Annotated in this window: 18 protein-coding genes; 16 read left to right on the plus strand and 2 right to left on the minus strand. The window is 40.7% G+C overall.

Annotation, left to right across the window (positions count from 1 at the left end; translation table 11 throughout):
- Positions 1–4: 4 nt before the first annotated feature.
- Complete coding sequence (glnD, locus tag ABN236_RS08525; protein WP_349473801.1) at positions 5–2,650, minus strand: bifunctional uridylyltransferase/uridylyl-removing protein GlnD; 2,646 nt, start codon at positions 2,648–2,650, stop codon at positions 5–7.
- Between the two features lie 154 nt (positions 2,651–2,804).
- Complete coding sequence (gene map, locus ABN236_RS08530; RefSeq protein WP_075671708.1) at positions 2,805–3,602, minus strand: type I methionyl aminopeptidase; 798 nt, start codon at positions 3,600–3,602, stop codon at positions 2,805–2,807.
- A 597-nt stretch (positions 3,603–4,199) separates the two neighbouring features.
- Between map and rpsB the strand changes: the two genes are divergently transcribed.
- The 16 genes from rpsB (at position 4,200) to dnaE (ending at position 22,770) form a co-directional block, all read left to right on the plus strand.
- Positions 4,200–4,925 carry a 30S ribosomal protein S2 gene (rpsB, locus tag ABN236_RS08535; RefSeq protein WP_023582712.1) on the plus strand — a complete coding sequence of 242 codons (726 nt, stop codon included), beginning with the start codon at positions 4,200–4,202 and terminating at the stop codon, positions 4,923–4,925.
- A 135-nt stretch (positions 4,926–5,060) separates the two neighbouring features.
- Complete coding sequence (gene tsf, locus ABN236_RS08540; protein WP_349473802.1) at positions 5,061–5,912, plus strand: translation elongation factor Ts; 852 nt, start codon at positions 5,061–5,063, stop codon at positions 5,910–5,912.
- 136 nt (positions 5,913–6,048) lie between these two features.
- Positions 6,049–6,777: a UMP kinase gene (gene pyrH / locus ABN236_RS08545; protein ID WP_023582710.1), complete on the plus strand. Its 729-nt coding sequence runs from the start codon at positions 6,049–6,051 to the stop codon at positions 6,775–6,777.
- A gap of 113 nt (positions 6,778–6,890) precedes the next feature.
- Positions 6,891–7,448 (plus strand): ribosome recycling factor, encoded by a 558-nt coding sequence (frr, locus tag ABN236_RS08550; protein WP_088494697.1) that lies wholly within the window; start codon positions 6,891–6,893, stop codon positions 7,446–7,448.
- Between the two features lie 192 nt (positions 7,449–7,640).
- Positions 7,641–8,834 (plus strand): 1-deoxy-D-xylulose-5-phosphate reductoisomerase, encoded by a 1,194-nt coding sequence (ispC, locus tag ABN236_RS08555; RefSeq protein WP_349473803.1) that lies wholly within the window; start codon positions 7,641–7,643, stop codon positions 8,832–8,834.
- Between the two features lie 283 nt (positions 8,835–9,117).
- Positions 9,118–9,819, plus strand: coding sequence for a polyprenyl diphosphate synthase (gene uppS, locus ABN236_RS08560; RefSeq protein ID WP_228766789.1), 702 nt, complete (start codon positions 9,118–9,120; stop codon positions 9,817–9,819).
- 1 nt (position 9,820) lies between these two features.
- Entirely contained in the window at positions 9,821–10,684 is an 864-nt protein-coding gene (gene cdsA, locus ABN236_RS08565) for a phosphatidate cytidylyltransferase (protein ID WP_088494699.1), read from the plus strand.
- Between the two features lie 9 nt (positions 10,685–10,693).
- Positions 10,694–12,046, plus strand: coding sequence for a sigma E protease regulator RseP (gene rseP / locus ABN236_RS08570; protein WP_194951127.1), 1,353 nt, complete (start codon positions 10,694–10,696; stop codon positions 12,044–12,046).
- Positions 12,047–12,085: 39 nt separating this feature from the next.
- Positions 12,086–14,491 carry an outer membrane protein assembly factor BamA gene (gene bamA / locus ABN236_RS08575; RefSeq protein ID WP_349473804.1) on the plus strand — a complete coding sequence of 802 codons (2,406 nt, stop codon included), beginning with the start codon at positions 12,086–12,088 and terminating at the stop codon, positions 14,489–14,491.
- A 92-nt stretch (positions 14,492–14,583) separates the two neighbouring features.
- Positions 14,584–15,081: an OmpH family outer membrane protein gene (locus tag ABN236_RS08580; protein ID WP_036934019.1), complete on the plus strand. Its 498-nt coding sequence runs from the start codon at positions 14,584–14,586 to the stop codon at positions 15,079–15,081.
- Positions 15,082–15,084: 3 nt separating this feature from the next.
- A complete protein-coding gene (gene lpxD, locus ABN236_RS08585) occupies positions 15,085–16,113 on the plus strand; it encodes a UDP-3-O-(3-hydroxymyristoyl)glucosamine N-acyltransferase (protein ID WP_088494702.1) in 1,029 nt (342 codons plus the stop codon).
- A 123-nt stretch (positions 16,114–16,236) separates the two neighbouring features.
- The gene (gene fabZ / locus ABN236_RS08590; protein ID WP_006535887.1) at positions 16,237–16,689 is read left to right on the plus strand and encodes a 3-hydroxyacyl-ACP dehydratase FabZ; all 453 of its coding nucleotides are present in this window, start codon (positions 16,237–16,239) and stop codon (positions 16,687–16,689) included.
- Positions 16,690–16,692: 3 nt separating this feature from the next.
- Positions 16,693–17,496, plus strand: coding sequence for an acyl-ACP--UDP-N-acetylglucosamine O-acyltransferase (gene lpxA, locus ABN236_RS08595; protein WP_088494703.1), 804 nt, complete (start codon positions 16,693–16,695; stop codon positions 17,494–17,496).
- Between the two features lie 7 nt (positions 17,497–17,503).
- Positions 17,504–18,676, plus strand: a complete 1,173-nt coding sequence (lpxB, locus tag ABN236_RS08600; RefSeq protein ID WP_311755334.1) for a lipid-A-disaccharide synthase — start codon at positions 17,504–17,506, stop codon at positions 18,674–18,676.
- On the plus strand, positions 18,676–19,266 hold the full coding sequence (gene rnhB / locus ABN236_RS08605) for a ribonuclease HII (protein ID WP_006535883.1): 591 nt from the start codon (positions 18,676–18,678) through the stop codon (positions 19,264–19,266). The genes lpxB and rnhB overlap by 1 nt, the downstream gene beginning before the upstream one ends.
- A gap of 21 nt (positions 19,267–19,287) precedes the next feature.
- Complete coding sequence (gene dnaE, locus ABN236_RS08610) at positions 19,288–22,770, plus strand: DNA polymerase III subunit alpha (protein WP_349473805.1); 3,483 nt, start codon at positions 19,288–19,290, stop codon at positions 22,768–22,770.
- The last annotated feature ends 8 nt before the right edge of the window (positions 22,771–22,778 follow it).

Below are 22,778 nucleotides of genomic sequence, written 5' to 3' on the forward strand. Positions count from 1 at the left end.
GTTCCTATATTTTATCCTTTGAAACTAGGGCTTTTGTCAACCTTTCTACGACTTCATCCTTCATTTTTTGGTTTAATGCCTTATTTTCGCTATCGGTTAATACAAAGAAATCCTCAACGCGTTCACCTATTGTGGTTATTCGAGCACCATGCAATGAAAGTGAAAGATCAGCGAAAACTTTACCAATAATTGCTAATAACCCCGGACGATCGCGTGCAAATAGCTCCATATAGGTGCGCTTATTATGATTAGAGGCTATAAAATTAATTTTTGTTGGAACGTCAAAATGGCGCAACTTGGCAGGTAATGAGCGTGTTTTTGCATTGGCGTTGTAAGGGGCGGATACAACTTGGATAAGAGCGTTGCGGATTGCATTATATCTATCAATTGCCAGAGGTTTACCATTCGGTTCTAACACAATAAAAGTATCCATCGCCATATTATCTCGGTTAGTAAAAATTTGAGCGTTATGGATACTTAAATTACGTCTATCTAATTCACCTGCAACAGATGCAAAAAGAGAAGGCCTATCAGCACACCAAATAAAGATTTCAGTACCACCATGTTCAGTTTGTTGACTGATTAGCACCATTGGTTCAGCGCTATTATGCTCAATTAATGCAAGTGCATGCCATGCAATTTGTTCTGGTGTATGTCGTAAAAAATAGTCGGCATGGCAGCGCCCCCAAATTGCTTGCAATTTTTCTTCATCGACCTGTTCCATTCGTAAAATAGTTAGTGCTTGCAAACGATGATGTCGAATACGTTCACGTAAGTCGGGAATAGAGTGCATACCTTGGCGTAACTGGTTTTCTGTTGATAGATAAAGTTCACGTAATAAGCTCTGTTTCCAGCTATTCCACAGACTGCTGTTGGTCGCACAGATATCAGCAACAGTTAAGCACAAAAGATAACGTAATCGGCTTTCATTTTTTACTTCCGATGCAAACTGAAAAATAATGTCAGGATCTTGAATATCGCGTCGTTGCGCGGTGACAGACATAAGTAAGTGATGACTAACAAGCCACTCAACTAAAGCTGATTCTCTCTGATTTAAACCATGTTGCTGAGCAAAATGAGCAACGTCTTGAGCGCCTAATACGGAATGATCACCATGGCGACCTTTGGCAATATCATGAAAGAGTGCCGCTAAACGTAATAATTCAAGTTGAGGCAGTTTGGGGTAAATATCAACACAAAGCGGATGTTTTTCATGGTTTTCATAAGAAGCAAAGCTTTCAAGTTTTTGTAAAACACGAATAGTGTGTTCATCAACGGTGTAGGCATGAAATAAATCAAACTGCATTTGCCCTACAATATTATTCCATTGCGGGAAATAAGCCGCGAGTACACTGTGTTTATGCATTGGGACAAATGCACCAGAAACCGCACGAGGGTGACGTAATATCTGCATAAAAACTTGACGTGCGAGTGGGTACTCACATAACGGCTGTACTAAATGTCGGCGAGCATAACGTAAATGGCGGAGTGTTGTTGAATAAATTCCAGTGATCTCTTTATGCTCAGCCATACGCAAAAAGAGGCGCATAATAGCGATAGGATCATCGAGGAAGCAACTGTCATCAACAACATCAATTAACGAACCTCGTAGCTGAAATTCACTGTCTAATGGACGCGGTTTTACATTAGGTTGCAGAGCAAGAATAGCTTCGTCAAATAGCTGAAGTAACATATCATTTAACTCACTAACACGACGAGTTACGCGATAATAATCCTTCATCATTTTTTCAACAGGCTGATTGCCTTCACCTTCATAATTTAAAAGTTGGGCAACATTGAGTTGTCTATCAAACAAAAGTCGATTGTCATAGCGAGAAAGCACAAGATGGAGAGCAAAACGAATTTTCCATAGTGTGTATTGACACTCTAATAACTCTTGTCCCTCTGCTGGCGTCAAAAAGCCAAAATTCACCATTTCAGAAACTGATGCCGCGCCAAAGTGACGATGTGCTACCCAAATTAAAGTGTGGATATCGCGCAGTCCACCGGGGCTACTTTTGATATCAGGTTCTAGATTGTAACTAGTGCTATGATATCGCTGATGTCTTTGCTTTTGTTCTTCAACTTTTGCAGCGAAAAAATCAGGTGATGGCCAAAAACCGGGGCTAAAAATATGATTAATTAATTGCTGGTAAAGCGAGTTATTCCCACAAATAAGACGAGCTTCTAGTAAGTTTGTTGCAACCGTTAAATCTGAAAGACCTTCTAAAAGACATTCTTCCATGGTTCTAACACTGGCACCAATTTCAAGGCGTACATCCCACAGTAGTGTAATGAGTTTGCTAACTTTATCTTCAGCCTTTGGTGATAAAGGAGCTTCACTTAAAAAGAGAAGGTCAATATCAGAAAGCGGATGTAATTCTTGTCTACCGTAACCACCAACAGCAATAATACTAAGATCAGAATAATCAGATAGCTGTGTATAGCGCCACAATTGCGTTAAGAGCTGATCAATGAAATGGCTACGAGCTTGAAGTAATAAAGCGACATCAACATCATGATGAAAAGCATCTGTTAACCAAGATTGAAATTGTTCGATTGATTGCTTAAGTTCAGCGTAATTTTGTGTATTTTCTGTCAGCAAAAAAGGGGAAGGGGGCGGTGTTTGAAATGCGTTTTTATTAGTCATTATGCGTCTTCTTTCTCAATGTTTGCTTATGACATTAAGACTAATGTTAAAACGATAAACTGACTAGCGATTCTGCCATTTCACAGCAAATAAAATAAAAAAAGCGACACATCTCGAAAAAATATGTCGCTTTTACATTTCTAGCTGAAGAAGCTTATTCGTTGACTAATACCGCAGAAATAAATGGCTCTTCTTCTTTGCGTAATGTCATGATTTCACAGCCATTATCGGTAACAACTAATGTGTGCTCGTACTGCGCCGACCAACCTCTGTCTTTAGTTTTAACAGTCCAGCCATCTTTCATTGTACGAATACGGTAATCACCAGTGTTTACCATTGGCTCGATGGTAAATGCCATGCCTTTTTGTAACACAACACCGCTATCATCTGCATCATAGTGTAGAACTTGAGGTTCTTCATGGAATCCTTCACCAATACCATGGCCGCAATATTCGCGAACAACAGAATAGTCATGACCTTCAACAAATTTTTGAATTGCTTTGCCAAGTTCACGTAAGCGAATGCCCGGTTTAACCATTTTAATAGCAAGGTAGAGGCTTTCTTGAGTGATACGACATAAGCGTTCACCTTGGATTGTTGGTTTACCTACAATAAACATTTTTGATGTATCGCCATGAAAACCATCTTTAATGACAGTGACGTCAATATTAACGATATCACCATCTTTAAGGATTTTTTCTTCACTAGGAATACCATGGCAAATAACATCGTTAACCGAAATACAGACTGATTTAGGGAAACCATGATAGTTAAGGCAAGCAGGAATAGCCTGTTGTGCGTTAACAATATGTTCATGACAAATACGGTCTAATTCAGCGGTGTTTACGCCAGGTTTTACGAACGGTGCGATAATTTCAAGAACTTCTGCCGCAAGACGACCTGCGACGCGCATTTTTTGAATATCTTCTTCTGTCTTGATTACAATAGCCATTTGAGTTCTTCGTCTAGATTAAAAGCCACAATACGAATTAGATAACACGCTTTGTTGTATTCATATTTTGTATTGCAGGTTGAATGAATGATGATGAGAAATAATTCTGATTACCATTTATGATATCAGCAGAAAGTAGGTGTGCCAATAAAGAGGATGTGTGCAATCTGTCTGATATCGAGAATAATGACGAACATTACGCCTTCTTAATCTGATTGTCTTTACATATTGCGCTTTTCTATTTGGTGTTTTTCTAGCAAATTGATATTAGAGCAATATTTATCATCACTGCACTAATCTCGTTTTTTTCTTTGTCTAAATGATGTGTTTTTATGTCAAATAAGGCCGCGGCAATCGTAAGTAATGGTGGTTTCTTAAGGTTATTTATGGTATAAAGCGCGCCGGAGTTCTGTTATTGCATCACACCGTGAGTAATGGCAGTAAATCTGAAACATTCAATTGTGTTAATTACACACACAAATCGGCACATAACGCCGGGGTGCTCTTATGTAAAGGCTAAACCTTTACAGCTGATGAGTCGGTCGTATGGGATTTGTGGACGAAATAACCCCAAATTTAAATTTATAGAGGTCTAAAATGGCAACTGTTTCAATGCGCGATATGCTGCAAGCCGGTGTTCACTTCGGTCACCAAACTCGTTACTGGAATCCAAAAATGAAACCATTCATCTTTGGTGCACGTAACAAAGTTCATATCATTAACTTGGAAAAAACTGTTCCAATGTTCAATGAAGCTCTGGTTGAACTGAACAAAATTGCTTCTCGTAAAGGCAAAATCCTGTTTGTTGGTACTAAGCGCTCTGCCGTTGAAGCTGTTAAAGAAGCAGCAGAAAGCTGTGACCAGTTTTATGTAAACCACCGCTGGTTAGGCGGTATGCTGACTAACTGGAAAACTGTTCGTCAGTCAATCAAACGCCTGAAAGATTTAGAATCACAATCTCAGGACGGTACTTTTGACAAACTGACCAAGAAAGAAGCGTTAATGCGTTCTCGTGAACTTGGTAAGTTAGAAAACAGCCTGGGTGGTATCAAAGACATGGGCGGTTTACCTGACGCTCTGTTTGTTATCGATGCTGAACACGAACACATTGCTATCAAAGAAGCAAACAACCTGGGTATCCCAGTATTTGCTATCGTTGATACTAACTCTGATCCAGATGGTATCGACTTCATTATCCCTGGTAATGACGATGCAATCCGTGCGGTTAAATTATATCTGACCGCTGCAGCTACAGCTGTTCGTGAAGGTCGTTCTCAAGATCTGGCTGTTCAGGCTGAAGAAGGCTTAGTCGAAGCTGAATAATAAGGCATGCTCGTAAGAGCCCTTATTTAACCAGGTATTGCTATATATTGGTTAGGGGGCCTCAATAGGCCCCCTTTACACATCTGCTATGAGAACATCTATGGCTAGCCCATAGAAAAGTCGAGGAAGAAACAAATGTCTGGAATTACCGCTGCATTGGTAAAAGAACTGCGTGAACGTACTGGCGCAGGCATGATGGAATGTAAAAAAGCGCTGGTTGAAGCTAATGGTGATATCGAATTAGCAATCGACAACATGCGTAAATCAGGTCAAGCTAAAGCGGCTAAAAAAGCAGGCCGTGTTGCTGCTGAAGGTATCATCCTTGCAGAAGTTGCTGCTGATGGTAAATTCGGTGCGCTGGTTGAACTGAACTGTGAAACAGACTTCGTTGCTAAAGATGCTGGTTTCATCGCTTTCGGTAAAGAAGTTATGGCTGCTGTATTAGCAGATAAAACTGATGATATCGATGCTCTGAAAACTAAATTCGAAGAAGCTCGTACTGCATTAGTTGCTAAAATCGGTGAAAACATCAACATTCGTCGTGTTGCTGTATTAGAAGCTGAAGAATTAGGTACTTACCTACACGGTGCTCGCATCGGTGTTTTAGTTTCAGCTAAAGGCGCAAACGAAGAACTGATCAAACACATTGCTATGCACGTTGCTGCAAGCAAACCAGAATATGTTCGTCCTGAAGATGTTCCTGCTGATGTTGTTGAACATGAGCACCAAATTCAGATGGATATCGCAATGCAATCAGGTAAACCACGCGAAATCGCAGAAAAAATGGTTATCGGTCGCATGAACAAATTCACCGGTGAGATTTCTCTGACTGGTCAGCATTTCGTAATGGACCCAAGCAAAACTGTTGGTGAACTGCTGAAAGAAAACAATGCTGATGTTATCAACTTCGTTCGTTTCGAAGTTGGTGAAGGTATTGAGAAAGTTGAAGCTGATTTCGCAGCTGAAGTTGCTGCAATGAGCAAATAATAACGCTTAGCGTTAACAGAACCGCCTAACGGCGGTTCTGTTTTGTTGTAATCTCCACTGGCTGTTTGCTTTTTTTTGTTAAAAAGAGAAGCTATCTAAAACCTCCAATTAACTAATCTGCTTAGGACAGAACACCATGGCTACCAATGCAAAACCTGTATATCAGCGAATTTTATTAAAGCTGAGTGGCGAAGCCCTGCAAGGTGCAGAAGGTTTCGGTATCGATGCGAGCGTACTTGATCGCATGGCTCAGGAAATCAAAGAACTCGTTGAATTAGGTATACAAGTCGGTGTCGTAATTGGCGGTGGTAACTTGTTCCGTGGCGCAGGTCTTGCTGCGGCAGGTATGAACCGTGTTGTGGGTGACCACATGGGAATGCTCGCGACAGTAATGAATGGTTTAGCAATGCGTGATTCATTGCACCGTGCTTATGTAAACGCGCGCCTTATGTCTGCATTTCCACTGAATGGTGTCTGCGATAACTACAGTTGGGCAGAAGCAATTAGCTTATTACGCCATGGTCGAGTCGTTATTTTCTCGGCTGGTACAGGTAACCCATTCTTTACTACCGATTCTGCTGCGTGTTTACGCGGTATTGAAATTGAAGCTGACGTTGTACTAAAAGCAACGAAAGTGGACGGCGTTTATTCTGCCGATCCAACCAAAGATCCTGATGCAGTACTTTATGAAACGCTGACTTATCAGGATGTATTAGAACGTGAATTGAAAGTCATGGATCTTGCTGCATTCACATTAGCCCGAGATCATAATTTACCTATCCGCGTATTCAATATGAATAAACCGGGTGCATTACGTCGGGTTGTAATGGGTGAAAGTGAAGGAACTTTGATTTCTCACGCTTAATACACAGAGACAACGGTATAATTTGGCGTTAACATCTAGAGTACGCCAATTCATTTATGTCGGTATGTTTTTCATATCGACTGGAAGATAACCAGTTCCCAAGGGTTTATAACGTGATTAATGAAATCAAAAAAGATGCTCAAGAACGCATGGATAAAAGCGTTGAAGCACTAAAAAGCCAGATTAATAAAGTTCGTACTGGTCGTGCGTCTCCTGCCCTTTTAGATGGCATTGTAGTTGAATACTACGGAGCGCCAACTCCATTAAACCAAGTTGCTAACGTTGTCGCAGAAGATGGCCGTACACTGGCAATCACTGTATTCGACCGTACTTTAGCTCCTGCCGTTGAAAAAGCAATTATGGCATCAGATTTAGGTTTAAATCCTTCATCTGCTGGTACCATTATCCGTGTTCCACTGCCTCCATTAACTGAAGAACGTCGTAAAGACCTAATCAAAGTTGTTCGTGGTGATGCAGAACAAGGTCGCGTTTCTGTTCGTAATATCCGTCGTGATGCTAACGATAAAGTAAAAGCATTACTGAAAGATAAAGAAATCAGCGAAGATGATGAGCGCCGCTCACAAGATGATATTCAGAAATTAACTGACATGTTCATTAAAAAAATTGATGATGCATTAGCGCTGAAAGAAGCAGAGTTAATGGAATTCTAATTTTTATATCTTTTTTCGATAATGCCGCTTTTTAGCGGCATTATTTTTAACTATTTATTTGAAAATTCGTGCTTAATACCTTCTTTTGTCACATTATTTATTAAAGTTTTCATCTTTAATCCTCATTTACCTCGTCATACTGATATAATTCTCTTTAATTAAAACGTTGTAGACATACTGATTGATTAATAAATGAAACAAATAACTATATTAGGCTCAACAGGATCTATCGGAACTAGCACTCTTTCCGTAATTGAAAATAATCCTGATGAGTATCAGGTTCTTGCTTTAGCCGCAGGAAAAAATGCAGACAAAATGGCGCAACAATGCCTTGCTTTCCAGCCTAAATACGCTGTGATGTCTGATGAAAAAAGTGCAAATCAGCTTAAACAGCTACTCGCTAATACATCTTGTAAAACAGAAATTCTATCTGGGTCTCACTCGATCAATGAAATTGCAGCTCTTGATGAAGCTGATCAAGTCATGTCCGCTATAACAGGTGTTGCAGGATTAAAACCGACACTTGCGGCCATTGAAAAAGGCAAGAGAATTCTGTTAGCAAATAAAGAATCACTGATAACCAGTGGGCGTCTTTTCTTTGATGCAGTTGCTAAATATGGCGCGACAATTTTACCTATTGATAGCGAACATAATGCAATTTATCAAAGCTTACCTAAAGCAATTCAAGAAAACCTAGGTCATGCGTCCTTAGCTGATGAGGGTGTGACAAGTATTCTGTTAACAGGTTCTGGCGGACCATTTCGCTACACACCATTAGAACAGCTGGAAGCAATGACACCAGATCAAGCGTGCGCGCATCCAAATTGGTCTATGGGACGTAAAATTTCAGTTGATTCTGCAACAATGATGAATAAAGGGCTTGAGTATATTGAAGCTCGTTATTTCTTCAATGCTTCTGAAGAAGAAATGGAAGTAATCATTCATCCACAATCTGTTATTCATTCAATGGTTCGTTATCGTGATGGCAGTATTATCGCTCAAATTGGTGAACCCGATATGAGAACGCCAATTGCGTACTCAATGGCTTATCCTCATCGTACTCAATCCGGTGCAAAAGCATTAGATTTCTTTGAGATTCAATCTCTAGAGTTTATTCGCCCTGACTATCAACGTTACCCTTGTTTAGCGCTTGCTATTGAAGCGTCAAAACGTGGGCAAGCGGCAACAACAGTGTTAAATGCGGCTAATGAAGTTGTTGTTGATGCATTTTTACACGAAAAAGTGAAGTTTACTGATATTGCTAAAATTAATCGCAAAGTTGTTGAACATTTTGACCTATCAGAGCCTCAAAGTATTAATGATGTCCTAGAAATTGATAAATTAGCGAGATTAGAAACTCATCAGATAATCACTCAATTTGTATAATGGTGATTATATTTAATATAGGGTGTTTGTTCGTCTTTCTGGCTAATGGTATAGTTGCCGAATCACTAAAGACAATAATGAAAATTAACAGTTCATTACTAAGGCTATTGCTTTAGCAACTTTGAGGCTTTGCCAAAGGCCGTGGGTGACACGGTTTTTTTTTGTGCATAGGTTATCCGAAGAGGACTGTCTGTATCAGTATCAGATTAGCAAAGGGTTAAATTGAGTGAACTTATCCAGTGACGATTCATCCGCATCAAAACCAAAGCATGTTGCTATCATTATGGATGGCAATGGGCGTTGGGCTAAAAAGCAAGGGAAACTCCGAGTAACGGGGCATCGCGCGGGAATTAAAGCAGTTCGGGATGCGGTTAGCTTTTCCGTAAAACACAAAATTGAATCACTAACGTTATATGCATTTAGTAGCGAAAACTGGAATAGACCAGAGCAGGAAGTGAGTTCCCTCATGGAATTATTTGTTTTTGCTTTAGATAACGAAGTAAAGAGCCTACATAAACATAATGTTAAATTGACTGTCATTGGTGATATCAGCCGTTTTAGCCGCCGTTTACAAGACCGAATTAAAAGTTCTGTGGCACTCACTGCAAATAATACAGGGCTTAATTTAAATATTGCAGCTAATTATGGCGGTCGATGGGATATTACTCAAAGTGTAAAACAATTAGCGACATCCCTCGCAAAAGGGGAAATTAATCTCGAAGATATCAATGAAAATGCAATATCTTCACATCTTTGCTTGCATAATCAGCCTGGCGTCGATCTTGTTATTCGAACAGGTGGTGAGCATCGTATAAGTAATTTTCTTATTTGGCAGATTGCTTATGCTGAGCTTTATTTTACACAGGTTTTATGGCCTGATTTTGATGAACAAGTTTTTCAGAATGCACTAGATGCTTTTGCTAAACGGGAAAGACGTTTCGGTGGTACTACATCAGAAACAGATACTATAAATCTGGGAGGATAACTTGCTTAAGTATCGTGTCATCACTGCATTAATTTTAATCCCTATTGTTATTGCTGCACTATTTCTACTTCCTCCAGCAGGTTTTGGATTAGTTATTATCGCAATATCAGGCTTAGCGGGTTGGGAATGGGCACAATTTATTGGCTGGCATTCTCAAGGTAAACGTATTGCGACAGGGATCGGCTTTGCTGCATTGTTACTCGTTATGCAGTTTTCTTTGCCTAATTTTGACCACCTACTCGATACTCCAATGATAAAAAATGGTTTGTGGGCGGGTTTAATTTGGTGGATGGCAGCAATTTTATTAGTTGTAAGTTATCCGAATTCAGCCAATATGTGGAAAAATTCAGTTTTTATTAAGCTATTGTTCGGTATATTGACGATTGTTCCCTTTTATTGTGGCATGATGGCGCTGCGTATGTTGGGTTATAACACCGACACTTATACGGGCGCATGGTGGTTATTGTATGTCATGTTATTAGTTTGGGCTGCTGACTCTGGTGCCTACGCTTTCGGACGCCTAATGGGTAAACATAAAATGGCGCCTAAAGTATCACCGGGTAAAACCCTTGAAGGGTTAGTTGGTGGGTTGATTACGGCAGGTGTTGCATCGTGGTTATTTACTTATTTTGCACCTGTGACTGAAGTACCTAATAACTTGTTATTAATATCTGGCGTTGTTGTCATTGTGTCGGTATTTGGTGATCTAGCAGAAAGCATGTTTAAACGTGTTTCAGGCATTAAAGACAGTAGCCAATTGATACCGGGGCATGGTGGTGTGCTTGATAGAATTGATAGTTTGACTGCGGCTATCCCAGTCTTTGCAGGATTGGTTTTTCTGATTTCTTCTGGCTTTAAACTATAAAGGTAAGTAATGGGTATCCTGTGGAATCTTGCCGCGTTTATTATCGTTTTAGGTATTCTAATTACGGTACATGAGTTTGGGCATTTTTGGGTAGCTAGGCGCTGTGGTATCTATGTCGAGCGTTTTTCTATTGGTTTTGGAAAAGCAATTTGGCGAAAAACAGATAAACATGGTACTGAATTTGTTATCGCATGGATACCTTTGGGTGGCTATGTAAAAATGTTAGATGAGAGAGTCGCTGAGGTTGCACCTGAGCGCCGTCATCTTGCATTTAATAATAAAACAGTTGGTCAACGTGCTGCGGTTGTTGCTGCGGGACCTATTGCCAACTTTTTGTTAGCAATAGTCGCCTATTGGATAGTTTTTATGATAGGTGTTCCTGCATTAAAACCTATAATTGCAGACATTCGTCCGAATTCTATCGCAGAACAAGCAAAATTAACGCCTGGGATGGAACTAAAATCCGTTGCAGGTATCGAAACGCCTGATCAGAATGCAGTTCGTTTAGCATTAGTCAGTAAAATTGGCGCCAAAGAGGTTTCATTCGTTGTTTCAGATCCTAATTCTCTTTCTGAGAGTGAGAATATACTGAATTTACAACAGTGGAGTTTTGATCCTGAAAAACAAGATCCTATCTTGTCCCTAGGAATAATGCCTGTTGGCGCGCGATTAGACTCAAAAATTATTGAGGTTACGGTAGGTTCTGCTGCTGAAAAAGCGGGTTTACAGGCAGGGGATCGTATCGTTAAAGTTGATGGTCAGCCAATTGATACATGGCATCCATTTACTTATTTCGTTCGACAAAGTCCAAATAAAGCCTTGGAGCTTCTTGTTGAACGTAACGGCTCGTCGTTGATGCTGAATGTTACACCGACAGCTGTTGCACTGAAAGATGGCACTGAAATAGGGCAAGTTGGTGCGCAATTACAAATATTACCTCCTGATGAGCAATATTTGATAATGCAACAATACAACCCATTTTCGGCGCTCTATGAAGCATCTGATAAAACATGGCAGTTGATGGGTTTAACTGTCAAAATGATTGGCAAGTTAGTCGTAGGTGACGTCAAATTAACTAACCTTAGTGGACCAGTTTCTATCGCGAAAGGCGCTGGAATGTCCGCTGATTCTGGTTTTATTTATTATTTGATGTTTATGGCGCTTATCAGTGTCAATTTGGGGATCATTAACTTGTTTCCCCTGCCTGTCTTAGATGGCGGGCACCTGCTTTTCCTGGTTATCGAGAAGATAAAGGGAGGGCCGGTATCTGAGCGTGTACAAGATTTCTGTTATCGTATTGGTATTATGGCACTGATGCTTTTAATGGGACTTGCACTTTTCAATGATTTCTCTCGCTTATAATTGGTAAGCAGAGACCGGTTAGGAAAACACAAAACAACGATGGCGATGAAAAAGTTGCTTATAGCGTCGCTGCTGCTGGGCAGCGCCACTGCATACGGTTCAGACGGATTCGTAGTTCAGGACATTCAATTTGAAGGTCTTCAACGCGTCGCCGTTGGTGCAGCATTACTGAACATGCCTGTCCGGGTTGGAGACTCGGTCGGTAATGATGATATCAGCCGAACTATCCGTTCATTATTTGCGACAGGAAACTTTGATGATGTTCGTGTCCTGCGTGACGGAAATACTCTGATTGTTCAAGTAAAAGAGCGTCCAACTATTGCCAGCATTACTTTCTCTGGTAATAAAGCAATCAAGGAAGAGATGCTAAAACAGAACCTTGATGCTTCTAACATTCGTATCGGCGAAACACTCGACCGTACAATGCTAGCGAATATCGAGAAAGGGCTTGAAGATTTCTATTATAGTGTTGGTAAATATAATGCAACTGTAAAAGTGGTTGTTACACCTCTTCCTCGTAACCGTGTTGACTTAAAACTCGTGTTTGCAGAGGGTGTTTCAGCAACTATTCAGCAAATCAACATTGTTGGTAATAAAGCGTTTTCTACTGCTGAGCTCGTTAACCGCTTCCAATTACGTGACGATGTTCCTTGGTGGAACTTAGCGGCTGATGAAAAATATCAGAAGCAAAAACTGGCTGGCGACTTAGAGACATTAAGAAGCTTCTATCTTGATCGTGGTTATGCACGTTTTGATATTGAATCGACGAATGTCAGTTTAACGCCAGACAAAAAAGGAATTTACATTACCATTAACCTGAAAGAAGGTGACAAATACACAGTAGAAAATACTGAAATCAATGGTAATACGGCGGGCTATACTAAACAAATTGAAGAGCTTATCGAAATTGCACCGGGCTCTCTTTATAATGGTGCGCAAGTAACTAAAACAGAAAATGATATTAAAAATCTGTTAGGTCGTTATGGATATGCTTATCCTCGCGTTATGACAAACCCTGAAATTAATGATGAAAATAAAACCGTGAAACTGCATGTAAACGTGGATGCAGGAAACCGTTTCTATGTTCGCCAAGTACGTTTTGCGGGTAATGACATCACTAAAGACTCCGTTTTACGCCGTGAAATGCGTCAAATGGAAGGTGCGTGGTTAGGCAGTGATTTAGTTGAACAAGGTAAAGAGCGTTTAAATCGTTTAGGTTATTTCGAAACGGTTGAAACAGAAACTCAGCGTATTCCAGGTTCTCCTGATCAGGTTGATATCGTTTATCGCGTAAAAGAGCGTAACACGGGTTCTCTTAACTTTGGTGTCGGTTTCGGTACTGAAAGTGGTGTGAGCTTCCAAGTGGGTGTTACTCAAGATAACTGGTTAGGTACAGGTAACGCAGTCGCTATTAATGCGAGTAAAAATGATTACTCAACTTACGCAGAATTATCTGTTACTGACCCATACTTTACTGTTAATGGTGTGAGTTTAGGTGGTCGTATTTTCTATAACGACTTCCGTGCTAATGATGCTGATTTATCAGGTTATACCAATAAATCTTATGGTGTAGATGGTACGCTAGGCTTCCCAATTAATGAATATAACTCAGCACGTCTTGGCTTAGGCTATACTCACAATGGTCTGTCACGTATGGAACCTCAGGTTGCAATGTGGCGTTATCTTGAAAGTATGGGTGAAAACCCAGGCTTTGATAAACGTGAATCGTTTAATGCTGATGATTATACTGTCAGCCTGGGTTGGACATTCAATAACTTAAATAAAGGTTTCTTCCCTACCTCAGGTGTGAGAAGTAACTTAAGTGGACGTGTGACTGTACCGGGCTCTGACAACAAGTACTATAAAGTGACTTGGGACGGTATGGCGTATTATCCAATTGATGAAAAAGAATCTTGGGTAACGCTATTTAAAGGTCGTTTAGGCTACGGTGATGGTTTAGGTGGTAAAGAATTACCATTCTATGAAAACTTCTATGCAGGTGGTTCTGGTACAGTTCGTGGTTTCCGTTCAAATAATATCGGTCCTAAAGCGATTTATCTGCAGAAAAATGCAGACGGTACTGTAACACCAAAACCGGGTGAGCCATCTAGCGATGCTATCGGTGGTAACGCAATGGCTGTGGCAAGTTTTGAGCTGATTACACCAACGCCATTTGTAGATGATAAATACTCATCTTCAGTCAGAACATCTCTGTTTGTTGATGCAGGTACAGTATGGGATACCAACTGGAGTAGCACTAACTCAGCTTGGACAGCAGGTATGCCAGATTATAGTCGTGCAAGTGATGTACGTGTTTCAACAGGTGTTGCGTTACAATGGTTATCTCCTTTAGGTCCGTTAGTATTCTCTTATGCTAAGCCAATAAAAGATTACGAAGGCGATAAATCAGAGCAATTCCAGTTTAATATTGGTAGAACGTGGTAGCGATGTAAGTAAAGTTGATGCCTGATTCACAATGCTGAAAAAGGCATCCGATTTCTGACAAAAAATTATTTTTGGTTTTAAGGAGTTTAATCGTGAAAAAATTGTTATGTGCCGCTGCCCTAGGAATGGCATTGACCATGTCAGCAGGTGTTCAAGCCGCAGATAAAGTAGGTGTTGTGAACATCGGTCAAGTTCTCCAACAAATTCCTAACCGTGATGCGGTAGAGAAACAATTGGAAAATGAATTCAAATCACGTGACACTGAATTGCAGAACTTAGGTAAAGCACTACAGACCGCTGTTGAGAAATATCAAAAAGATGCACCAACTATGAATGCAACACAACGTGCAAATACAGAGAAAGATCTGGTTGCCAAACGTGAAGCATATGCACAAAAAGCACAAGCTTTTGAGCAAGACTTTAGCCGTCGTCAAGCTGAAGAACGTAACAAAATCATGAAACGTGTATTAGACGCTGTTGATGCAGTAGCGAAGAAAGAAGGCTATGATGTGATCCTTGATGCTAACACTGTACCTTATTTCGCAGATGGTAAAGATATTACTGCTCAGGTTCAAAAACAGGTTAAATAATAGATGTTTTCAATTCGATTAGCTGATCTTGCTCAGCAGTTGAATGCACAGTTACACGGCGATGGTGATATCACTATCGCCGGTCTTGCTTCAATGAGCCTAGCAAATAGCGAACAAATTACATTTCTTTCTGATAGTCGCTATCGTGAAAAATTAAGTGAATGTCAGGCTGCTGCCGTTGTATTAACAGAGGCTGATCTTCCATTTTGTCCCGTAGCCGCACTTGTGGTGAAAAACCCTTATCTTGCCTATGCTCAAATGGCACAGATTATGGATACAACACCGCAGCCAGCAGAGGATATTCACCCAAGCGCTGTTATTTCTCCTGACGCTAAGTTAGGAAAGAATGTATCAGTGGGTGCAAATGCCGTTATCGAATCTGATGTTATCCTTGGTGATAATGTCGTGATTGGTGCCGGTTGTTTTGTGGGTAAAAAAGCACATATTGGCGATAATAGCCGTTTATGGGCAAATGTATCCGTTTATCATGAAGTTATCATTGGTAAAGATTGTCTGGTTCAATCAGGTACTGTGATTGGTTCAGATGGTTTTGGGTATGCTAATGAACGTGGTAATTGGATTAAAATTCCACAATTAGGTTCAGTGGTGATTGGTGATCGCGTTGAAATCGGTGCATGTACTACAATCGACCGAGGCGCATTAGATAACACAGTTATCGGTAATGGTGTTATCATTGATAACCAGTGCCAAATCGCACATAACGTCATTATTGGTGATAATACCGCTGTTGCTGGTGGTGTCATCATGGCGGGCAGCCTGAAAATAGGTCGCTATTGTATGATTGGTGGAGCAAGTGTTATCAATGGTCATATGGAAATCTGTGATAAAGTCACGGTAACAGGTATGGGAATGGTAATGCGTCCTATCACTGAGCCGGGTGTTTATTCTTCAGGAATTCCGCTGCAATCGAATAAAGCATGGCGTAAAACCGCAGCACTTGTGTTGCGAATTGATGAAATGCAAAAAAGGCTCAAGTCGCTTGAACGTCAAGTAGAAAGTAGCGACAAGTAACAATATACGTCATTGACGAATGTTACCCATTTTGCGACCTGCGGGTTAACTCACTTTTTGAGTCACAGCAGGTCGTGTCATTATTAATTAGACTCAGTTTTATTAGACAGGAAGAGTATTGCAATGAGTGAGAATCATACTCTGCAAATCGAAGAAATTTTAGATTTACTTCCACACCGTTACCCATTCTTATTGGTTGATCGTGTCCTTGATTTTGAAGAAAAGAAATTTCTAAGAGCAGTAAAAAATGTATCTTTTAATGAGCCTTTCTTTCAAGGTCACTTTCCAGGAAAACCAATTTTCCCGGGCGTACTGATCCTAGAAGCCATGGCACAGGCAACGGGTATTTTAGCATTCAAAAGCGTAGGAAAGCTGGAACCTGGTGAACTCTACTATTTTGCTGCTATTGACGGTGCTCGCTTTAAACGTCCTGTCTTACCTGGGGATCAAATGATCCTAGAGGTAGAATTCATTAAAGAACGTCGTGGTGTTGCTCGCTTTAAAGGCGTCGCTAAAGTTGATGGGGAAATTGCTTGCGAAGCTGAAATGATGTGTGCTCGCCGCCGTGAGGTCTAGCCTATGATAGATAAATCCGCAGTAATTCACCCTTCCTCAATTATTGAAGAGGGTGCGGTAATTGGTGCTAATGTTCGCATTGGCCCTTTTTGTGTCATTGGTGCTAATGTTGAGATTGGTGAAGGAACTGACATCAAATCTCACGTTGTTATCAATGGGCACACACGCATTGGTCGAGATAATCAGATCTATCAATTTACTTCTATTGGTGAAGTTAATCAGGATCTGAAATATCGAGGTGAACCAACGCAAGTGATTATTGGTGATCGAAACCTTATTCGTGAAAGTGTGACTATCCATCGTGGAACAACCCAAGGTGGTAATATCACAAAAATTGGTAACGATAACTTACTGATGATTAATACCCACGTCGCACATGATTGTATCATTGGCGATCGTTGTATTATTGCAAATAACGGCACTCTGGGTGGTCACGTCACGTTAGGTGATTTTGTGATTATCGGTGGTATGAGTGCAGTTCATCAGTTTTGCCAAATTGGCTCTCACGTGATGGTCGGTGGATGTTCAGGTGTGGCACAAGATGTACCTCCTTTTGTTATTGCACAAGGAAACCACGCAACCCCTTATGGGCTGAATATTGAAGGATTAAAGCGCAGAGGTTTTGCTAAAGAAGATCTTCATGCAATCCGTAATGCTTACAAAGTGCTCTATCGTAATGGTAAAACACTGGAAGAAGCGCGTGAAGAAATTGGACAATTGGTTGCTGATAATAATAATCCGCATGTCAAATTGTTCAGTGATTTTCTGGAAAACTCAGCAAAATCTAACCGCGGTATCATTCGCTAATTAGGATATGACCTTGTCAGGCCAATTATCTACTGCTCAGCGTCCGTTAGTTATCGGCTTAGTTGCTGGTGAAACGTCCGGTGATATCTTGGGCGCGGGATTAATCCGCGCTCTAAAACAAATGCATCCCAATGTCCGCTTTGTCGGTGTTGCTGGACCTCTTATGCAAGCTGAAGGTTGTGAAGCTTGGTATGAAATGGAAGAGCTTGCCGTCATGGGGATCGTTGAAGTTCTTGAACGATTACCTCGCTTATTAAAGATCAGAAAAGATCTCACTCAACGATTCTCAGAATTAAAGCCTGATGTTTTCGTGGGGATCGATGCACCTGATTTTAATATCACCCTTGAAGGTCGTTTAAAGCAAAAAGGGATCAAAACTATCCACTATGTCAGTCCCTCTGTGTGGGCTTGGCGTCAAAAACGTGTTTTCAAAATTGGTAAAGCGACAGATCTTGTCTTAGCTTTTCTGCCTTTTGAAAAAGCGTTTTATGATAAGTATCAGGTTCCTTGTCGTTTTATTGGCCATACAATGGCTGATGCCATCGCCTTAAACCCAGACAAAAAGGCTGCTCGTGAACATTTAGGGATATCTGAAGAAACTCCTTGTTTAGCACTTCTTCCTGGTAGTCGTCATGCTGAAGTTGAGATGCTAAGTGCTGATTTTATAAAAACAGCACAGTTACTAAAACAGCAAATTCCCTCTCTTCATATTGTTGTGCCATTAGTTAATGCTAAGCGTCGAGCCCAATTTGAACAGATACATCAAAATGTGGCGCCAGAACTTGAGATACAACTTCTTGATGGACAAGCAAGAGAAGCAATGACTGCGAGTGATGCGACTTTGTTAGCATCAGGTACAGCTGCATTAGAATGTATGCTCACGAAATGCCCAATGGTTGTTGGCTATCGCATGAAACCATTTACTTTCTGGTTAGCAAAACGATTAGTTAAAACGCCTTATGTCTCGTTACCTAACTTGTTAGCGGGTCGAGAAATTATCAAAGAATTATTGCAAGAAGAGTGCGAACCTTCGGCATTAGCACAACAGCTTTTACCTCTTTTGACTGATGAAGAAAAAGTACGTCAATTAAAAGAGATATTTTTACAGCTACATAGCGCCATTCGTTGTAATGCGGATGAGCAAGCAGCAAATGCAGTATTAGAATTGGTAGAGAAATAATGGAATTTGTATATCCAAAAGCAAATCTTATTGCTGGAGTTGATGAAGTTGGTCGAGGTCCATTAGTGGGGGCAGTGGTTACTGCTGCCGTTATTCTTGATCCGGCAAATCCAATTGAAGGGTTAACAGACTCCAAAAAGCTAACAGAAAAAAAGCGTAATGCCCTTTATGACGAAATAAAAGAAAAAGCATTATGTTGGGCGATAGGTCGTGCAGAGCCTGAAGAAATTGATGAATTAAATATCCTTTGGGCAACTATGAAAGCAATGGAACGTGCTGTTGCCGGATTATCAATAACACCTGATATGGTTTTAATTGATGGTAACCGTTGCCCTAAATTACCTATGGCCTCTCAAGCGGTTATAAAAGGTGATAGTTTAGTTCAAGAAATTAGTGCGGCTTCTATACTTGCTAAAGTGACTCGTGATAGAGAAATGGAAGAGTTAGATAAGCTTTACCCTGATTATGGTTTTGCTAAACATAAAGGGTATCCAACTGTTTTCCATATGGAAAAACTAGCCTTATTAGGGGCAACACCCTATCATCGAAAAAGTTTTGCGCCTGTAAAACGTGCTTTAAATTTAAAGTAATCCACAGAGTAATTAAACACTATGGCAGATCCTCGTTTTATCCATCTTAGGGTACACAGCGATTATTCAATGATCGATGGATTGGCAAAAACAGGGCCTCTTGTGAAGAAAGTGGCTTCGCTGGGAATGCCAGCTTTTGCGATTACTGATTTCACTAACTTGTGTGGGCTAGTGAAATTTTATGGTGCTGCACATGGTGCAGGCATTAAACCTATCATTGGTGCAGATGTTTACCTTGAAACAGAATTATTAGGTGATGAATATGCTCATCTCACTATTCTTGCACGCAATAATGTAGGATACCAAAACCTCACTTTACTGATTTCAGAAGCTTACAAACACGGCTACAGCGCTGCTGGACCGACGATTAAACAAGAGTGGTTAACAACCTATAAAGAAGGGCTCTTGTTACTTTCAGGCGGTAGAATGGGGGATGTGGGTAAGTTCCTACTTCGTGGTAATCGAGCTTTAGTCGAGCAATGCCTTGAGTATTATCAAACTCATTTCCCTGATAGTTATTATCTAGAACTGATCCGTACAGGTCGTACTGATGAGGAAACTTATCTTCATGAAGCCGTTGCACTGGCTTCTGAAAAAGGTTTACCTGTTGTTGCAACCAATGACGTCTGTTTTCTTGATAGTGATGATTTTGATGCGCACGAAATTCGTGTCGCAATTCATGATGGTTTTACATTATCTGATCCTAAGCGTCCTAAGAACTATAGCCCTCAGCAATATATGCGCACAGAAGAAGAAATGTGTGAATTATTTGCTGACATACCCGAAGCATTAGAAAACAGTGTTGAAATCGCTAAACGCTGTAATGTCACGATCCGCTTAGGGGAATACTTCCTTCCACAATTCCCAACTGGGGATATGAGTACAGAAGATTTCCTCGTCAAAAAATCACAAGAAGGTTTGGAAGAGCGTTTAGCTTTTTTATTTCCAGATCCTGAAGAGCGACAAAAAAGACGTCCTGAATATGATGAGCGTCTTGATATCGAGCTGAAAGTGATTAACCAGATGGGATTCCCTGGTTACTTCCTTATCGTGATGGAGTTTATTCAGTGGTCTAAAGATAATGGTGTTCCTGTTGGTCCTGGACGAGGTTCTGGTGCCGGTTCACTAGTGGCTTACTCACTGAAAATCACGGATCTCGATCCTCTTGAGTTTGACTTACTTTTCGAACGTTTCCTTAACCCTGAACGTGTTTCGATGCCTGACTTTGACGTCGATTTCTGTATGGAAAAACGCGATAGAGTTATCGATCACGTTGCTGAAATGTACGGTCGAGATGCAGTATCTCAGATCATTACATTTGGTACGATGGCGGCGAAAGCGGTTATTCGAGATGTTGGTCGTGTTTTAGGGCACCCTTACGGTTTTGTTGATAGAATTTCAAAACTTGTCCCTCCTGATCCGGGTATGACGCTAGAAAAAGCGTTTGCTGCCGAACCTCAATTACCTGAAATTTATGAAGCCGATGAAGAGGTTAAATCTCTTATTGATATGGCTCGTAAATTAGAAGGGGTAACACGTAATGCGGGTAAACATGCTGGTGGTGTCGTTATTTCACCAACAAAAATTACCGATTTTGCGCCACTTTATTGTGATGCCGAGGGAAATAACCCCGTTACACAATTTGATAAGAACGACGTTGAATATGCTGGTCTTGTTAAATTTGACTTCTTAGGTTTAAGAACACTAACCATTATTAACTGGGCATTAGAGATGATTAATGCCCGGCGTGCTAAAAAGTCACTCGAACCTGTTGATATTGCGGCGATCCCATTAACGGATCAGCGTAGCTTTGATATGTTACAGCGTTCAGAAACAACTGCGGTATTCCAGTTGGAATCTCGCGGTATGAAAGATCTTATCAAACGTCTACGTCCTGACTGTTTTGAAGATATGATTGCACTTGTTGCCCTATTTCGTCCGGGGCCATTACAGTCAGGCATGGTGGATAACTTTATCGACCGTAAACATGGTGTTGAAGAGATTTCATATCCTGATGTTAAGTGGCAACATGAAAGTTTACAGCCCGTTCTAGAACCAACCTATGGTGTTATCTTATATCAAGAACAAGTTATGCAAATCGCACAGGTTCTTGCGGGATATACATTAGGTGGCGCGGATATGTTACGACGCGCAATGGGTAAGAAAAAGCCTGAAGAGATGGCAAAGCAACGTTCTGTTTTTGAAGATGGTGCTATCAAAAACGGCGTCGATGGTGAGCTTGCTATGAGGATCTTTGACTTGGTGGAGAAATTTGCCGGTTATGGATTTAACAAATCACACTCAGCAGCGTATGCATTAGTTTCTTATCAAACATTATGGTTAAAAGCCCACTATCCAGCTGAATTTATGGCTGCTGTAATGACGGCAGATATGGATAACACTGAAAAAGTAGTGGGATTGGTTGATGAATGTTGGAGAATGGGCTTAAAGGTTCTTCCTCCTGATATTAATAGCGGTCTTTATCATTTCCACGTAAATGATGAAGGCGAAATCGTTTATGGTATTGGTGCCATTAAAGGTGTGGGTGAAGGCCCGATTGAAGCAATTGTAGAAGCGCGTCAGCAAGGCGGCCACTTTAAAGATATTTTTGATCTCTGTGCTAGAACAGAAACGAAAAAATTGAATCGCCGAGTGATGGAAAAACTGATAATGTCAGGCGCATTCGACAAACTGGGGCCTCATCGTGCTGCTTTGATGTCTTCATTAGAAGATGCATTAAAAGCTGCAGATCAACATGCTAAAGCTGAAGCAATAGGGCAATCGGACATGTTCGGTGTGTTAGCTGAAGCTCCTGAACAAGTTGAGCGCTCTTATGCCAATATCCCTAAATGGCCAGATCAAGTCGTTTTAGAAGGTGAGCGAGAGACTTTAGGTTTATATTTAACAGGTCATCCGATCACTCGTTATTTAAAAGAAATTGAACGATATGCGGCAGGAACACGTCTAAAAGATTTAGTACCAACACCTCGTGGTCAAATGGTGAAGGTAGCAGGCTTAGTACTTGCTTCTAAAGTGTTTACAACGAAACGTGGAAATCGGATCGGCGTTTGTACCTTAGATGATCGTTCAGGTCGCTTAGAAATTATGTTATTTTCTGATGCATTGGATAAATACCAACATTTATTAGAACAAGACAAGATTTTAATTGCTACTGGGCAGGTCAGCTTTGATGATTTCAATGGTGGGCTTAAAATGACAGTCCGCGAACTTATGGATATCAACGAAGCCCGTGAAAAATATGCACGAGGACTTGCTATCTCATTATCGGACAGGCAAATTAATGAGCAATTATTAAATCGTCTTCGCGACGTTTTAGAACCTCATCGTTCAGGCACGATACCGGTTCACCTTTATTTTGAAAAGCATGATGCCTGTGCACGTTTACGATTTGGTGCGACTTGGCGTGTAACGCCAACAGATATGCTTTTAACGGATCTGCGAACTCTGCTGGGTAATGAGCAGGTAGAATTAGAATTTGACTAAAATAGGAA

The sequence above is a fragment of the Proteus sp. fly-1013 genome (assembly GCF_040140245.1).
GTDB lineage: Bacteria > Pseudomonadota > Gammaproteobacteria > Enterobacterales > Enterobacteriaceae > Proteus > Proteus mirabilis_B.

Bases quoted from the DNA above. Each gene is read 5' to 3' on its own strand.
- bamA (WP_349473804.1), top strand. From the start codon at position 12,086: ATGGCGATGAAAAAGTTGCTTATAGCGTCGCTGCTGCTGGGCAGCGCC.
- rpsB (WP_023582712.1), top strand. From the start codon at position 4,200: ATGGCAACTGTTTCAATGCGCGATATGCTGCAAGCCGGTGTTCACTTC.
- rseP (WP_194951127.1), top strand. From the start codon at position 10,694: ATGGGTATCCTGTGGAATCTTGCCGCGTTTATTATCGTTTTAGGTATT.
- fabZ (WP_006535887.1), top strand. From the start codon at position 16,237: ATGAGTGAGAATCATACTCTGCAAATCGAAGAAATTTTAGATTTACTT.
- lpxB (WP_311755334.1), top strand. From the start codon at position 17,504: ATGACCTTGTCAGGCCAATTATCTACTGCTCAGCGTCCGTTAGTTATC.
- ispC (WP_349473803.1), top strand. From the start codon at position 7,641: ATGAAACAAATAACTATATTAGGCTCAACAGGATCTATCGGAACTAGC.
- map (WP_075671708.1), bottom strand. From the start codon at position 3,602: ATGGCTATTGTAATCAAGACAGAAGAAGATATTCAAAAAATGCGCGTC.
- tsf (WP_349473802.1), top strand. From the start codon at position 5,061: ATGTCTGGAATTACCGCTGCATTGGTAAAAGAACTGCGTGAACGTACT.
- glnD (WP_349473801.1), bottom strand. From the start codon at position 2,650: ATGACTAATAAAAACGCATTTCAAACACCGCCCCCTTCCCCTTTTTTG.
- pyrH (WP_023582710.1), top strand. From the start codon at position 6,049: ATGGCTACCAATGCAAAACCTGTATATCAGCGAATTTTATTAAAGCTG.
- lpxA (WP_088494703.1), top strand. From the start codon at position 16,693: ATGATAGATAAATCCGCAGTAATTCACCCTTCCTCAATTATTGAAGAG.
- uppS (WP_228766789.1), top strand. From the start codon at position 9,118: ATGGATGGCAATGGGCGTTGGGCTAAAAAGCAAGGGAAACTCCGAGTA.
- dnaE (WP_349473805.1), top strand. From the start codon at position 19,288: ATGGCAGATCCTCGTTTTATCCATCTTAGGGTACACAGCGATTATTCA.
- rnhB (WP_006535883.1), top strand. From the start codon at position 18,676: ATGGAATTTGTATATCCAAAAGCAAATCTTATTGCTGGAGTTGATGAA.
- lpxD (WP_088494702.1), top strand. From the start codon at position 15,085: ATGTTTTCAATTCGATTAGCTGATCTTGCTCAGCAGTTGAATGCACAG.